Source organism: Micromonospora sp. KC213 (genome assembly GCF_004348325.1).
GTDB lineage: Bacteria > Actinomycetota > Actinomycetes > Mycobacteriales > Micromonosporaceae > Micromonospora.
Window position 1 is genome coordinate 1 of sequence record NZ_SMKF01000139.1, and the last position, 16,040, is coordinate 16,040.

Below are 16,040 nucleotides of genomic sequence, written 5' to 3' on the forward strand. Positions count from 1 at the left end.
CCCCCGGCGGTCACCCCTTCCGCGACGCGGACCCCTCAAGGAGACGACGGTATGACCAACTTCGCCGACCGGATCGGCGGTGCGCCCATCTCGTGGGGCGTGTGCGAGGCCCCGGGTTGGGGCGTCGAGCTGCCCGCCGAGCGGGTCCTCGCCGAGATGGCCCAGCTCGGTTTCCGGGCCACCGAACTCGGGCCGACCGGTTACCTCGGCGCCGCCCCCACCGACGTACGGGAGCGGCTGCGGGCCAACGGCCTGCGCCTGATCGGCGGGTTCCTGCCCGTTCCGATGCACGTCGCGACCGACGCCGACCTCGCCGAGGCGGCCGCGGCCATGGACACCCTGGCGGCGGGTGGCTCCGAGGTCGTCGTGCTCGCCGCCCGCTCCACCGACGGCAGCTACGACCGCAAGGTGCGGCTCACCGACGCGGAGTGGGACGTGCTGTTCGCCACGCTCGACCGGTTGCAGGCGATGGCCCGCGAGCGGGGACTGACCCCGACGCTGCACCCGCACGTCGGTACCGCTGTGGAGGACCGCGCCTCGGTGCTGCGGCTGGTCGAGCGCAGCGACATCCTGCTCTGCCTGGACACCGGGCACCTGATGATCGGCGGGATGCAGCCGGCCGAGCTGATCGGGCTGGCCGCCGACCGGATCGCCCACGTGCACCTCAAGGACGTCAACGCGGCGGTGGCCGCAGCCGTGGCGACGGGGGGGACGAGCTACCTCACGGCCGTGCGCGCCGGTCTCTACACGCCGCTGGGCGACGGGGACCTCGCCATCGCCACCATCGTCGGCGACCTGGAGGCGGCCGGGTACGGCGGCTGGTACGTGCTGGAACAGGACGCCGCCCTGTCCGAGGTACCGCAGGCGGGCGCCGGTCCGGTGCACGACGTACGGCGCAGCCTGGACTTCCTGCTCGCGGTGGGTGCCGAGTTGCCGGGGGTGGCCCGGTGAGCCGGGTCGGTCAGGCCGGGTTCTCGTCGGCGGCACCGGGATCGACGGTGTGGCGCAACACCCGGCCGGTCACGGTCGGATTGATCGGCGCGGGTGTCATGGGCGCCGACCACGCCCGGCTGCTCAGCGGGTCGGTCTCCGGCGCGCGACTCGGCGGGGTCTGCGACGTCGACGAGACCCGGGCCCGCCGGGTGGTGGAGGCGACCGGCGCCCGGGTGCTGCCCGACCCGTTCGCGCTGATCGCCGACGACGACATCGACGCCGTGCTGGTCGCCTCGTCGGACCCGACCCACGAGGCGTACGTGCTGGCCGCCATCGCCGTCGGCAAGCCGGTGCTCTGCGAGAAGCCGCTCGCCCCGACGGTGGACGGCTGCCAACGGATCATCGACGCCGAGACCGCGTACGGCAGCCGGCTGGTCACCGTGGGCTTCATGCGCCGCTACGACCCCGGGTACGTGGAGCTGAAGCAGGCGCTGGACGACGGTGTGATCGGCGCACCGCTGGTGCTGCACTGTGTGCACCGCAACCCGGCCAACAGCCCCGGCCAGCCGAGCGCCGCGGTGATCACCAACTCGGCGGTGCACGAGCTGGACGTCAGCCGGTGGCTGCTGGGGGAGGAGATCGTCGAGGCGACCGTGCACACCCCCCGGCCGGCGGCCGCGGCGGGCGGCACCGCCGACCCCCAGCTGCTGGTCCTGCGGACCGCCTCGGGTGCCCTGGTGGACATCGAGGTCTTCGTCAACGCCGGGTACGGCTACGAGGTGCGGTGCGAGCTGGTCGGCGAGTCGGGGACGGTGGAGCTGGGTATGCCGTCGCCGACCGTGCAGCGGCGTGCGGGCGTCATCGCCCGGCCGCTGGCGATGGACTGGCGGCCCCGGTTCGCCGAGGCGTACCGGCGCGAACTGCAGGACTGGGTCGACAGCGTACGGCTGGCGGCACCGGCGGCGTTCTCGCCCGCCGCGACGGCCTGGGACGGCTTCGCCGCCACCTACCTGGCGCAGGCCTGCGTCCGGGCACTCGAGACCGGGGCGCCGGTCACCATCGACCTGCCGAGCCGCCCCAAGCTGTACGAGCCGTAACCGGTGCCGCCCCCGCACCGGCCCCGGTCGTACGCCGTCCCCCGATCCCGCTGGAGTGATCACTGATGCCCGAGCGCGCCACCACACCGCACCCCCGACCCGTGAACCGCCGGAGCCTGCTGCGCCACACCGCCGCCGTCTCCGCCGGACTGCTCGGCGGGCCGACGGTCCTGTCCTGGCTCGCCGGTCCCGCGGTGGCCGCCGCGGCGAAGGCGTTCGTCGACGACTACCGGACCAACACCACCGCCAACCTCACCGCCGACACCAACGCCGCGGTGCGCATCCTCTCCGGGGTGCAGCGGCTGTGGCAGACCGGACCCACCTGGAACACCGGCGTGCCGCTGGCGCCCGAGGTGCTGCGGGCCAACGTGCGCTACTGCGCGGCGGTGACCGCGGCGCGCACCGAGGCGCAGGCCGCCCGGGCGTTCATCTGCGACCGCCAGCACCAGAGCTACGCGGTGATCGCCGGTCTCGGTGCGCTGGCCGACGTGTACAAGGCCGGCGCGCTCGCGGTCACCAGCATCACCGAGGCGCCGACCGGCACCCCGCCGACCACGATCAGCGACGCGGTGCCGCCGGGCGCGCCGCCCAATTCCGCGATCGGCGCCGGCTCGCCCACCTCGGCGCTGGGCGCGGTCGTGACCCTGGTGAACACCGTGCGCGGCCCGTTCGCCTCCAGCAACCCCAGCAAGTTCGCCGTGCAGTACCCGCGCCCCTGGCGGATGACCGAGGACAGCGAGGTCGTCGACACCGGCGAGGTCGACGACCTCGGCTACCCGATCTACCGCAGCGACGTCGTCGTCGCGCCGCAGCTGCTGCGCCAGCGCAGTCGCACCCCCGCCGACGACGGTGGCTTCCCCAGCGGGCACACCAACGCGCTGCACCTGGCCGCCCTGGCGTTCGCCTACGCCGTACCCGAACGCTTTCAGGAGCTGGTGACCTGCGCGTTCGATCTGTCCGACACCCGGATCACCGCCGGCATGCACTCGCCGCTGGACGTGGTGGGCGGCCGGGTGCTGGCCACCGCGCTGGCCGCCGCCGCCCTCAACGACCCGGCCAACGCCGAGCTGAAGGTGGCCGCGCGGGAGCAGGCCGCCGCGTACCTGCGGGCGCAGACCGGCACCACGGCCGACACCCTCCTCCGGTACGCGCACCGCGCCGACGCAAGCGTCGACCCGTACGCCGACCGGGCGGCGAACCAACGGCTGGTCACCCCGAAGCTCACCTACGTCCTGCCCCGGCAGGGCCGCGACGCGCCGCTGACCGTGCCCAAGGGCGCCGAGGTCCTGCTCGAGACCCGCCAGCCGTACCTGACCGCCGACCAGCGGCGGGCGGTGCTGCGGACCACCGCGCTGCCGGCCGGTTACGCCCTGCTCGACGGGCCGGAGCAGTGGGGCCGGCTCAACCTGTTCGCCGCGGCCGACGGCTACGGCGCGTTCGAGGACGACGTCGAGGTCACCCTGGACTCGGCCCGCGGCGGCTTCCACGCCACCGACACCTGGCGCAACGACATCGACGGCCCGGGTGGGCTCATCCTGCGCGGCACCGGAACCCTCGGCCTGACCGGCGCGAACCGGTTCCGCGGCGGTGTGCGGGTGCTGGGCGGCACCCTGGCCGCCGGCTCGCCGGACGCGCTGGGCACCGGCGACGTCGAGGTCCGCGCGGGCACGCTGCGGCTGGCCCAGCCCGCCGCGCTGCACGGCGACTACCGCCAGCGCGGCGGGGTCCTCGCCGTGGTGGGGCGGCGCGGCGGGCGGGCCGCGCTGACCGTCGCCGGCACGGCCCAGATCGGTCGGGGTGCCAGCCTGGAGGTGACCGTCGAGGGCGACGCGCACCTCGTCCCGGTGCTGCGGGCCGCCCGGGTGGTGGGCTGCTTCGACACCGTCACGGTACGCACCCCCGGATACCGCGCCGAGCCGGTCTACACCCGCACCTCCGTACTCGTCCGCGTGCGGCGCGGCTGAACCCGGCGACCTTCCGACCATGGTGCTCATCCCCGGATGCGCCGACCAGCCCACCGTCGTGCTGGTCGGCGCGCACGGCTACGGCCGTGGCCACCTGGAGCGGCTGGCGTGCCTGCACGCGGCCGGGCGGCTGCGCCTGGTCGGGGTGGCCGACCCGCGTCCGCTCGACGCCGCGCAACGCGCGCTGGCCGGTGCCGCCGTGCACCACGGCGACGCCGCCGCGCTCATCACCGCCGTCGAACCGGACCTGGTCGTGATCTCCACACCGGTGCACACCCATGTGGACCTCGCGCTGCTGGCCCTGCGGGCCGGCGCGCACGTCCTGCTGGAGAAGCCGCCGGCGCCCACCCTGGACGGTCTCGGCCGGCTGCTCGCGGCCCAGCGTGACACCGGCCGGGTCTGCCAGGTCGGTTTCCAGGCATTCGGCTCCGCCGCCGTCGGTGAACTGACCCGGCAGATCCGCGCCGGCGTGCTCGGCCGGGTACGCCACATCGGGGTCACCGGGCTCTGGTGGCGCGACGACGGGTACTGGTCGCGGTCGACGTGGGCGGGACGCCGATGGCTGGACGGCCGTAGCGTCAACGACGGCGCCCTGACCAACCCGTTCGCGCACGGGGTCGCCCTGGCGCTGCGGCTGGACGGCTCCGGCGGCGACCAGCCGGTCGGCGAGGTCGAGCTGGACACCTACCGGACCCGGGCGGCGCAGGCGCACGACACCGCCAGCGCCCGGGTCCGCACCGCCCTCGGCACCCCGGTCACGATCGCCGTCACGCTCTGCGCGCCGCAGCCCGTCGAGCCGGTCATCGAGGTGTTCGGCAGCGCCGGCACCGCCGTGCTGCACTACACCGAGGACCGGTTGCGCACCCCGGCCGGCGACAGTACGCATCCCCGCACGGACCTGCTGGAGAACCTGCTCGACCACCTCGCCGATTCGCAGGTGCCGCTGCTGGTCCCGCTGGCGGACACCCTGGCCTTCACCCAGGTCGCCGAGGCGGTCCACCGTGGTCCGGCGCCGGTGCCGGTCGGGCAGGAGTCCCTGGCCGACCTGCCGGCGCTGACCCGACGGGCGGCCCGGACCGGTCGGCTGTACCACGAACTCGGCGTGGACTGGGCCCGCGCCGAGCCGTTCCGGTGGACCCCACCACCGCAGCCACCCACCGGGTGACCATGAGGCAACCACCCTCCGGGTGACCAGGATCGGCGACCACGAAGGACAGCACATGCGCATCAGCCAGATCGAGGGCACCGACCTGTTCCTCGGCCCCGAGGACGCGCCACGGCAGGTGGTCCGGGTCACCCTCACCGCCGACAACCCGAGTCCACCGGCCCGGGTACGGGTCGAGGGGCCCACCGTCCGCACCCCGGAACCGGCCGTCACCGGACCGCTGACCGCCGGGGAACCGGTGACGGTGGAGGTCGGCGTACACGTCGCCGCCCCGGCCCCGGAGGGTTCCCGGCACCGGATCACGGCGGTGGCGGAGACCGCCACCGACCGGGTCAGCGCCGACGGCGACCTGCGCGCCGCCGCCACCGGCTGGACCGTGTGGATGGTCTCGCACTTCCACTACGACCCGGTCTGGTGGAACACCCAGCGTGGCTTCACCGAACTGTGGCAGCAGTTGCCCGACGTGCCCGGCGCCGACCGGCTGCGACCGCCGTTCGTCCGGACCGCCTTCGACCTGGTGCGGGCCCACCTCGACGCCGCCCGCCACGACGACGACTACCGGTTCGTGCTCGCCGAGGTCGACTATCTGCAGCCGTACTGGAACGTCTTCGTCGACGACCGGGCGGACCTGCGCCGGATGCTGCGCGACGGCCGGATCGAACTGGTCGGCGGCATGTACAACGAGCCCAACACCAACCTGACCCACCCCGAGTCGACCATCCGCAACGCGGTGCACGGCATCGGCTACCAGCGCGACGTGCTGGGCGGCGACCCGGCCAGCGCCTGGATGCTCGACGTGTTCGGCCACGACCCGTCCTTCCCCGGCCTGATGGCCGACGCCGGGCTCACCTCCAGCGTGTGGGCGCGCGGCCCGTTCCACCAGGTCGGGGCCAAGCGGCACACCGGCGACATCACCCGGATGCAGTTTCCCAGCGAGTTCGAGTGGGTGTCGCCCACCGGCCGTGGTCTGCTCACCGCGTACCTGGCCAACCACTACGTGGCCGGCTGGGACATGGAACGCAAGGAGACCCTCGACGAGGCGATGGCCGAGGCGTACGCCCAGTACCGGGAGCTGCGCAAGGTCGCCGCCACCCGCAACGTGCTGCTCCCGGTGGGTCACGACCACAACATCCCGTCCCGGTGGTGCACCGAGATCCACCGCGCCTGGCCCCGCCGCTACCAGTGGCCCCGATTCCGGATGGGGCTGCCCCGTGACTTCTTCGCCGCGGTCCGCGCCGAACTGGCCGGTGGTTCCCGCCCCGACGGCCGGCCGGTCTCCTCGCAGACCCGGGACATGAACCCGGTCTACACCGGCAAGGACGTCTCCTACACCGACACCAAGCAGGCGCAACGCGCCGCCGAGACGCTGCTGCTGGACGCCGAACGCCTCGCCACCCTGGCGCTGCTGCTCGGCGACCGTTATCCGAGCGAGGCGCTGGACAAGGCGTGGCGGCTGCTCGCCTACGGCGCCCACCACGACGCCATCACCGGCACCGAGTCCGACCAGGTCTACCTCGACCTGCTGGCCGGCTGGCGGGAGGCGTACGAGCTGGGCGACGCCGCCTGGCGGGGGGCCGCCGGTGTGCTCGCGGCCCACGCCGACACCGCCGGCGACGGCCGCGCCGTGCTGGTGGCCAACTCGCTGTCCTGGGCCCGGGACGGGATCACCCGGATCGGGCTGCGCTATCCCGCACCCGGCCCGTCCGGGGTGGTGGTCCGCGACGACGACGGTGCGCATCTGCCCACGGTGGCCGAGGGGGTGTCGTACCACGACGACGGCAGCATCGCGGAGATCGACCTGTCGGTCCCGGTCCGCGAGGTGCCGGCGTTGGGTTACCGGGTGCTGCGGGTGGCCGACGCCGGGACGGCACGGCCGGTCACCGGCTGGACGGCCGCTGCCGGATCCCACTCGATCAGCAACGCCGTCTTCCGGATCGACGTCGATCCGCGCCGCGGCGGCGGGCTCAGCCGCATCCTCGACCGGCGCAGCGGCCGGGAGTTGCTGCGCCCGGACGGGCTCGGCGGCGAACTGGTCGTCCAGGACGAGTACCCGGAGCACCCGCACCACGGTGAAGGCCCGTGGCACCTGCTGCCGACCGGGCCGGGCCGCGCCTTCGGTCCCGCCGAGGTACGGGTCGAGCAGAGCGCCGCCGGCAGCCGGCTGGTCACCGTCGCCACCCTCGACGACCTGCGGGTCACCCGCGAGGTCATCCTCTGGCACGACGTCGAACGGATCGACTTCCGTACCCACGTCGACGGATCCATCGGCCGGGACCGACTGCTGCGGGTCCGCTTCGACCTCGCCCTGCCCGGCGCCCTGCCTGTCGCGGAGGTCGGCTTCGCGGCCATCGGTCGCCCGTTCGGGTTCCCCGAGACCGACACCGCGCAGCACCTCTGGACCCTGGACAACCCGGCACACACCTGGGCCGGCCTGTCGTCGACGGCCCGCATCCGGCTGCACGACGCCGACGGCGGCGTCCACCAGCACGCCATCGGCGTCGCCGAGCTCGTCGCCGACGACCACCCGGAGCACACCGCGCGGGTACGCGGGCTGCTCACCGCGCTGGCCCGGCAGGGCGTCACCGCCAGCCGCACCTACCCGGACGGGCCGCGCTACGGGGCGCTGGACGCCGACTCGAACCTGCCCGACGTGCGGATCGTGCTCGGCGCGCAGAACCGGTTCGCCGAGGCCGTCCTCGCGGCAGCCGGTGACGCCTACCGTGCCGTGTTGGCCGCGACCGGACGGGTGTTCGTCCCGGCCGCCCGGCCCCGCCCGCAGGTGTGGGTGCCGGGCGCGGACCTGCGTGCTCCGCGCGACCTGCCGGTGCTCATCGTCGCCGCCGCCGACCTCGGCCAGGCCGTCGACACCCTCACCGAGGATCTCGACGACGCGACGATCGAGGTACGGCAACCGGCGCAACTGGCCGGCGCCGACGATCCGCTCACCGACTACTCGGTGGCCCTGGTCAACCACGGCACCCCCAGCTACGTGGCGCACCACGACGGCACGCTGCACCTGTCGCTGATGCGGGCCTGCACCGGCTGGCCGAGCGGAGTCTGGATCGACGGTCCTCGCCGTGGCACGCCCGACGGGGCCGGGTTCGCCCTGCAACACTGGAGCCACACCTTCCGGTACAGCCTGCTCGCCGGCCCCGGCGACTGGCGGCGGGCCGGCTTCGTGCGGGCCGCCCAGGAACTGAACCACCGGCTGCGGGCCGAGAGCGTTCCGGCGGCACCCGGCCCGTTGCCCCGGTCGGCCAGCCTCGGCTCGGTCGAACCCGACACCGTCATCCTCTCCGCGCTCAAGCCCCGCGGCAATCCGGTCGCCGCCGGCCAACCCGGTGCCGTCGATGCGGCGAACGGCATCACCCTGCGCCTCTACGAGTCGGCCGGATCACCGACACCGGCCCGGGTCCGGCTGCGCGGCGGGCTGTGCGACCCGACCGTCATCGACGTGGTCGAACAGGGTCCCGTCGGGTCGGCGCAGCAGCCGTCGGTCGGCTGCGACGGCGACGACCTCACCGTCGAGCTGAGCGCGACCGACGTGGTCACCGTGGCGGCGCTGCCGGTCGGCTCCGGCTCGGCCCGGGTGGATCCGGCCACGCGCAGCGAACCGGTCACCGAGGTGGTGCAGCCGGTCTTCACCCGCTACTGGTTGCACAACAAGGGGCCCGCGCCGGTGGGCAACCTTCCCGTCAGCGTGCACGTGCACCCCACCACGGCCGTGCTGCCGGGCAACGGGGCGACGGCCCCGCTGCGGGTCACCGTGGGTTCCGCGACCGTCGCCGCTGCCGGGTCGGTCGACCTCGACGTGCCCGCGGGCCTGGCGGTCACCCCGGCCGGCCCGTACCGCTACACCCTCGAACCCGGTGAGTACCAGCACGTCGACCTGCACGTCACCGCGCCCGACGCCCGGCCCGGGCGGTACTTCCTGGCCGCGCGGATCCGCGACGGGCTGGGCCAGGTCCTCGAGGACGTCCTGACCGTCACCGTGGGCACGGAACTCCAGGACTCCCCGGCGTCGGGGGAACCGCCGACCGACCTCGACGCGGTGCTGGAACCGGTCGAGCTGGCGGTGACACCGGGGGTCAGCAGGACGCTCACCCTGCGGCTGCACAACCGTGCCGCCGGTCCGGTCCGTGGCGAGGCCCAGCTGCTCAGCCCGTACGGCACCTGGGGCGAGCCGGGCGACGACCTGGCGACCGTCCCCTGGACCCAGGGGTTCGCGCTGCCGGCGGGGGGCAGCGGCACGCTCGACTTCACGGTGCGCGCGCCGGCCGGCGCGCGCACCGGTGGCCGGTGGTGGGCCTTGGCCAGGATCACCAGCTTCGGTCAGGTCTGCTACACCCCGACCGTCGCCCTGACCGTCGCGTCGGGCATCCCGCCGGAGCCGGACGGCCGGTCCTGAGCAGCGACACCCCCGCCCCGTCGGGTCACCCGGGCAGCAGCCGCGCCAGGCCGCGACCGAGGCGGGCGCGGGGGTCGCGCAGGGACGGGCTCTGCCGCACGAACAGGTGGCCCTGACGTACCCGGTGCTGCCACCGGGTACGGTCCCGGTGCCGCCAGACGTGCAGGTCGACCACGGCGTCGCCCACGCGCAGCCCGCGCAGACGCAGCTCGGGCAGCCAGTCGGGCAGATGGGGGTCGAGCAGCAGCAGGTGGGCGGGGGCGAACGGGCGCAGGCTGAGCAGTGCCTGAACCATCAGCACCACGGCGCTCGCGGACCAGGACTGCGGGGCGTTGGCCTTCGGGTAGACGCCCGGATGCGGGTGGTCGGCGTCGCGGGCCAGCCCACCGACGGCCTCCGGGACACGGTGGGCGGGGAACAGTTCGGCGAGGTCGAAGAAGCCACGGGCGAGGCGGTGCAGCTCCGGCCAGCAACCGTAGCGGCTGAAGCCGGCGGCGATGCTCGCCTGCTCGACGGCCCAGACGCTGCCGAGGTGGTAGCTGAACGGGTGGTAGGCGGGATTGTCGGTGCTCAGGGTGCGGATGCCCCAACCGGAGAACATGTCGGGTCGCATGAGCCGCCGCGCCACCCACTGCCCCTGCTGCCCGGTGGCGACGGCGGCGAGCAGCAGGTGTCCGGCGTTGCTCGACACGACCCGCAGCAGTTGGCCGTCCGGGCCCAGCCCGAGGGCGTACCCGTCGAGGTCGTCGAGCCAGAGCCGCTGGTTGATGCGCCGCCGCAGGCGGGCGGCCTGGCCCAGCAGCCGGACGGCGTGGACCCGGTCGCCGGCGGCGACGAGGACGGGGACGATGTTGCGCAGCGCGCCGTACCAGTAGGCCTGCAACTCGCAGGTGGCGATCGGGTCCTTCTGTTCGCGGCCGTCGGCGTCCACGATGGCGTCCGGGGCGTCCTTCCAGCCCTGGTGGCACACTCCCCGCGGGGCGCGTTGCCGGTATTCGAGCAGCCCGTCGCGGTCGAGGTCACCGTAGCGGTCCAGCCAGGTCAGGGCGCGTCGCGCCGCGGGAAGCAGTTCGAGCGCGGTGGCGGTGTCCCCGGTCCACGCGTGGTACTGCCCCAGCATCGCGACGTAGTCCACGGGCGTGGCGTAGTCGCCGTAGTAGCGGTTGAACGGGTCCTCGCCGAGCACCGAGGAGGGCGGATCACCGGCCTGGTGGATCATGGCACCGGGTTCCTCGTCGCGCCAGTCGTCGATCCGGGTGCCCTGAAGGGCGGCGTTGGCCCGCAGCGCGTCGCGCAGCGGGCTGCGCAGGGCGAGCAGGGCCTGCCAACCGGTGGTCAGCGTGTCACGGCCGAAGAACTGGTCGTACAGCGGGATTCCGGCGACCAGCGCCGTCGGTCCCTCCGGCCGACCGAGGGGCAGACTGGCCAGATCCTGGATCGCGGTGTCCCAGGTCCGCTGCACACCGGGGTCGGCGACCCGCAACTCGGGCAGGTCGTCGCCGAGGCGTTCGGCGACGACGTCGGCCGGCGGGCCGACGGTGAACCGCCCCGGGCCGGGGGTGTGCTCCCGGCCGTCGAGGATTCCGGCCACGCTGATCTCCACCCGGCGGCGGTCTCGTGCGGGCACCGACAGCGACACCAGCAGGGCGTCGTCGTGCCAGTCGCTGTCCGCCTCGGTCTCCAGCCGCACCCGTACGGCACGTTTCAGGTACGGGTGGTCGAGGCGAAAACAGACCTGCCGGCGCGCCGGATCCCACTCGACGGCGGTACCGCCGAGGCGCTGCGGGTGGCCGTCGTCGGCCTCGGCGGGGCCGCTGAAGTCCGCCGCCAGGTGCAGCCCGAGGGTCAGCGACCGGTCGTGGTGGCTGTGGTTGACGATGTCGGCGCGCAGCCGCAGGCCGTTGTCGAGGAACGCCGCGAGTTCGAGGTGGACGGCGCTGGCCTCGCGGTAGACGTCGTTCTCGTGTCGAGCGGTGGCGTCGGGCGCCTCGGCGTAGGACAGCATGGCGTCGGGGCCGACGTCGCTGACCGCGAACGGCGCCACCGGGTGTCCGTCGATGCTCCAGGTGAGCCGGGACAGCAGGCGGCTGTTGTGGACGTACAGGCCCTCGGCGCCCTCGCCGGTCACCAGCCCGAGCGGGTTGGTGACCAGCATGGTCTGCGCTCGGTAGACGAACCGCTGGTGGGGGCGGGTGCGTAGCTCCACGCCGGTCACCGTCCTCGCCGGCGCAGGGCGGTCACGGCGAGCACCGTGGCGCCGGCGGCCAGGGCGCGCAGGCGGTGCGGATGCTGTTCGAGGAGGGTGGTGTAGAGGCTGGTGGACTTGACGCGTTGCCCGAACGCCCCGTCGGTGTCGCCGGGGCCGACGCTGGGGGCGAACAGGTTGTCGACACCGTCGTCGGGGCGGCCGGAGTGCTGTTTGTCCACCACCCGGCCGACCGTGAGCAGCAGGGTGCCGGCCAGTCGGGGTGCCGCCCGGTGGACCAGTTCGAGCAGTTTCGCGCCGCCGCCGACCAGCATCCGCGGCTGCGGGTGGACGATGGCGTGCCGCACCGCCTCGGCGACCACCCGGGGTTGGTAGATCGGTGGGATCGGCTGCGGCAGCACCCCGAGTCTGGACCGGGCGTGCTGGAACAGCGGGGTGTTGACCGATGACGGCAGCAGGGTGCTGACGGTGATCGGGCTGCCCTCGTGGCGCAGTTCCATCCGCAGCGACTCGGCGAAGCCGAGGACGCCGTGCTTGGCGGCCACGTACGCCGCCTGGAGCGGCACCGCCTGCACGGACAGGCCGCTGGCCACGTTGACGATGCCGCCCTGGCCCTGGGCGCGCATCTGGTCGAGGGCGGCCTTCATCCCGTACACCTGCCCGAGCAGGATCACCTGGATCGCCCGGGTGATCTCCTCGGACGTCAGGCGGTGGACGGGGCCGTAGAGGGAGGTGGCCGCGCAGTTGACCCAGGTGTCGATCCGCCCGAACCGCCGCACGGCGGTGGTGGCGAGCCGGCGCACCTGGTCCCATTCGGCGACGTCGGTGGGGCAGACCAGGGCGGTGCCGCCCAGGCGGGTCACCTCGTCGTACAGGGTGTCCAGCGCCGCGGTGTTCCGGGCGGCCAGCACCACCGTGGCGTGCTGCTCGGCGAGCAGCAGTGCGGTCTCCCGGCCGATCCCGGACGACGCGCCGGTGATGACCACGACCTGCTCGGGCAGTGAGCGGGGCACGAGCACTTCCTTCCTGGCTCATGGTGGCCGGTGGTCCGCGCGGGTGACTTCCCCGCTGCTGCTCGGACACACCAACGAGCCGGGGAAGGACCGCGCGGGTTACTACCAGGTCCTTGACGTGGGCAGATGTGGTGGTTAACACTCTCGCAACCACTGCGTCACAGAGGCGAGGCACTGTGGCGGCCGCTGGGGGGGGGGGGGCCACGTGACGGTGTGCCCCGCCTCGGCGCGGCATCCCTGCTCGTCCTAGAGAAGGGGCGACATGCTCCCCAGATTGTGATTGTTAGCGCTAACATCGCATCGACGGGTCAGTTCCCGTCTTCTGCCCGTCAGCGCCATCGCCACCCCGCGCCATCGCCGCGTCGCCGGTCTTCGTGCCGCCCTGTCCCTGGCTCTGGTCGCCGGCGGGCTGTCGCCACCGCACCGGCACAGGCGGCGGAGGTCACCAACGGCCTCGTGCTGCGGTACAAGCTCGACGAGACCTCCGGTACGGTCGCCGTCGACTCCTCCGGCAACGGCCGCAACGGCACGGTCAGCGGCACCGCCACGTGGGGCGGCACCGAAGGGCTGGCCTTCGACGGCAGCAGCACGTACATCCAGGCGCCGAACAACATCATGGCGGGGTTGAACTCGATCAGCGTCGCGTTCGACGTCTGCGTCGACACCACCCAGGGCACGCCGTACTTCCTGTACGGGTTCGGCAACGTCAGCGGAACCCGGGGCAACGGCTACCTGTTCACCACCGGCGACGAGTTCCGTACCGCGATCTCCAACTCGTACTGGGTGGGGGAGCAGAGCACCCGGCCGTCGCCCTCGCGTAACCTGGCCCGCGGCGTGTGGAAGCACGTCACGTACACCCAGACCGGCAGCACCGGCATCCTGTACGAGGACGGCGTGGAGGTCGGCCGCAACACCTCCGTGACGCTCACCCCCGGCTCCATCGGCAACGGCACCACCACCGCCGACTACATCGGCCGTTCCTTGTACTCGGCCGACAAGCTCTTCAAGGGCAAGATGCGCGACTTCCGCGTCTACAACCGGGCCCTGAGCGCGGCCGAGGTGGCGCAGGTCGCCCAGTCCGCCGACCAGCAGACCGCGGACGCCGCCGCGGCGGCGCTCGTGGTGCGCAACATCAACGACGTACGCGGGAACCTGACCCTGCCCACCACCGGCGCCGACGGCACCACGGTGAGCTGGTCGTCGAGCAACCCGCAGGTCATCACCACCACCGGCGAGGTCAACCGGCCGGCCACCGGCGCGGCGAGCGCCACGGTGACGTTGACCGCGACGGTGACGAAGAACGCGGCGATCTCCACCCGGACCTTCACCGCGACGGTGCCCCCGCGGCCGGCCGTCGAGCCGTTCAAGGGCTACCTGTTCAGCTACTTCGCCCCGACCGAGCAGGTCTACTTCGGGCTCAGCGAGGGCAACGACCCGCTCAACTACCGGCAGTTGAACAACGGCAACCCGGTGCTGGTCTCCTCCCTCGGCGAGCAGGGTGCCCGGGACCCGTACATCGTCCGCTCGCCCGAGGGCGACAAGTTCTACCAGATCGCCACCGACCTGAGGATCGGCAGCACCAACTGGGACGCCGCGCAGCGCACCGGCAGCAAGTCGATCCTGGTCTGGGAGTCGACCGACCTGGTGAACTGGAGCCCGCCCCGGCTGGTGAAGATCTCGCCGGACACCGCGGGCAACACCTGGGCGCCGGAGGCGTACTGGGACGACACGATCGGCGCGTACGTGGTCATCTGGGCCTCGAAGATCTACGCCGAGAGCGACCCGAACCACACCGCGAACACCTACAACAAGATGATGTACGCGACCACCCGCGACTTCTACACCTTCAGCGAGCCGAAGATCTGGGTGGACCCGGGCTACTCGGTGATCGACTCGACCGTGCTCAAGCACAACGGCAGCTACTACCGGTTCACCAAGGACGAGCGCAACAACACCTCGTCCACGCCGTGTAGCAAGTTCATTCTCGAAGAGAAGTCGACCACGCTGCGCAACCTCAGCTGGAGCTTCGTCAAGGACTGCATCGGCCGGCCGTCGATCGCGGCGGGCGAGGGGCCGCTGGTGTTCAAGTCGAACACCGAGGACAAGTGGTACCTGTTCATCGACGAGTTCGTCGGCCGCGGCTACGTTCCGTTCGAGTCCACCGATCCCACCTCCGGGAACTGGACGATGTCGACCAACTACTCGATGCCCGGCAAACCGCGTCACGGCACGGTGCTGCCGGTGACGGCGGCCGAGTACAACCGCCTGCTGAGCGCGTACCAGCCGAACCAGGCGGCGGTGAGCGCGCAGAACGTGTCGGCGACCACCGGGGTCAACCAGGCGCCGGTCCTGCCGGCCACGGTCCCGGCGACCCTCGCCGACGGCTCGACCGGCGCGACCCAGGTGACCTGGGACGCGGTGCCGGCCTCGGCGTACGCGCAGGTCGGCACGTTCACCGTGCAGGGCACCCCGATTGGCAACGCCAACCTGCGGGTCACCGCGACCGTGACCGTGCAGTCCCAGCCGGTGTCGCACCTGCTGCTGCACTACAAGTTCGACGAGAGCAGCGGCACCGTCGTCCAGGACTCGTCGGGGCGCGGGTTCAACGGCACGTACAACCGGACCCCGGCGTGGGGGACCGGCGTGCAGGGCGGCTCGTTCAAGATGGCCGGTGGCGCGGGCAACTCCAGCACGGCGCCGTACGTCACCATCCCCAACGGCGTGCTCAACGGGGTCGGCAGCACCACCGTGTCGTACTGGGTGAAGTGGAACGCCTCGACCACGATCAACCAGTGGATCTGCGCGCTGGGAGCGGACACCACCCGGTATCTGTTCACCACACCCCGTAACAACGCCGGACTGCTGCGCACGGCGGTCACCACAGACGGCAACCGGGGCGAGTACTCCCTGGTGCACAACGCGGCGTTGCCGGGTGACAGTTGGCAGAACGTCGCGGTGACCATCGACGCGGTCAGCAGGACCATGACGGTGTATCTCAACGGCACCGCGATCGCCACGGCAGCCGGAATCGGCATCCAAGGGGCGGACCTGTTCGACCCGACGAAGGGCTTCGGCGGCTACATCGGCAGGTCGCTGTACCCGGCGGACCCGTACTTCTCCGGCGAGGTCGACAACTTCCGGATCTACCGGACGGCCCTGTCGGCGTCCGAGATCGCCGCACTGGCCAGCAGCAACAGCTGAGCGCAGGTCCCTCACCGGGCGGCGGCCCGGCACCGGAAGCACCGGTGCCGGGC

At 72.9% G+C, this 16,040-nt stretch carries 8 protein-coding genes; 6 read left to right on the forward strand and 2 right to left on the reverse strand.

Annotation, left to right across the window (positions count from 1 at the left end):
- Positions 1-51 precede the first annotated feature (51 nt).
- The 5 genes from E1166_RS23090 (at position 52) to E1166_RS23110 (ending at position 9,567) form a co-directional block, all read left to right on the forward strand.
- Positions 52-951, forward strand: coding sequence for a TIM barrel protein (locus E1166_RS23090; RefSeq protein ID WP_132341937.1), 900 nt, complete (start codon positions 52-54; stop codon positions 949-951).
- Complete coding sequence (locus tag E1166_RS23095) at positions 948-2,030, forward strand: Gfo/Idh/MocA family oxidoreductase (protein ID WP_243710484.1); 1,083 nt, start codon at positions 948-950, stop codon at positions 2,028-2,030. The genes E1166_RS23090 and E1166_RS23095 overlap by 4 nt, the downstream gene beginning before the upstream one ends.
- Before the next feature lie 101 nt (positions 2,031-2,131).
- A complete protein-coding gene (locus tag E1166_RS23100) occupies positions 2,132-3,994 on the forward strand; it encodes a phosphatase PAP2 family protein (RefSeq protein WP_243710485.1) in 1,863 nt (620 codons plus the stop codon).
- A gap of 19 nt (positions 3,995-4,013) precedes the next feature.
- The gene (locus tag E1166_RS23105) at positions 4,014-5,159 is read left to right on the forward strand and encodes a Gfo/Idh/MocA family oxidoreductase (protein ID WP_132341941.1); all 1,146 of its coding nucleotides are present in this window, start codon (positions 4,014-4,016) and stop codon (positions 5,157-5,159) included.
- Between the two features lie 55 nt (positions 5,160-5,214).
- Positions 5,215-9,567: a glycoside hydrolase family 38 C-terminal domain-containing protein gene (locus tag E1166_RS23110; RefSeq protein WP_132341943.1), complete on the forward strand. Its 4,353-nt coding sequence runs from the start codon at positions 5,215-5,217 to the stop codon at positions 9,565-9,567.
- 25 nt (positions 9,568-9,592) lie between these two features.
- On the opposite strand, the gene E1166_RS23115 is transcribed toward E1166_RS23110, so the two are convergent.
- Both E1166_RS23115 and E1166_RS23120 read right to left on the reverse strand, forming a co-directional pair.
- Positions 9,593-11,773, reverse strand: coding sequence for a glycogen debranching N-terminal domain-containing protein (locus E1166_RS23115; RefSeq protein ID WP_132341945.1), 2,181 nt, complete (start codon positions 11,771-11,773; stop codon positions 9,593-9,595).
- A gap of 5 nt (positions 11,774-11,778) precedes the next feature.
- Positions 11,779-12,786, reverse strand: a complete 1,008-nt coding sequence (locus E1166_RS23120) for an SDR family oxidoreductase (RefSeq protein ID WP_132341947.1) — start codon at positions 12,784-12,786, stop codon at positions 11,779-11,781.
- Positions 12,787-13,242: 456 nt separating this feature from the next.
- On the opposite strand from E1166_RS23120, the gene E1166_RS23125 reads away from it, so the two are divergent.
- Positions 13,243-15,987: a LamG-like jellyroll fold domain-containing protein gene (locus E1166_RS23125; RefSeq protein ID WP_207914439.1), complete on the forward strand. Its 2,745-nt coding sequence runs from the start codon at positions 13,243-13,245 to the stop codon at positions 15,985-15,987.
- Positions 15,988-16,040 lie beyond the last annotated feature (53 nt).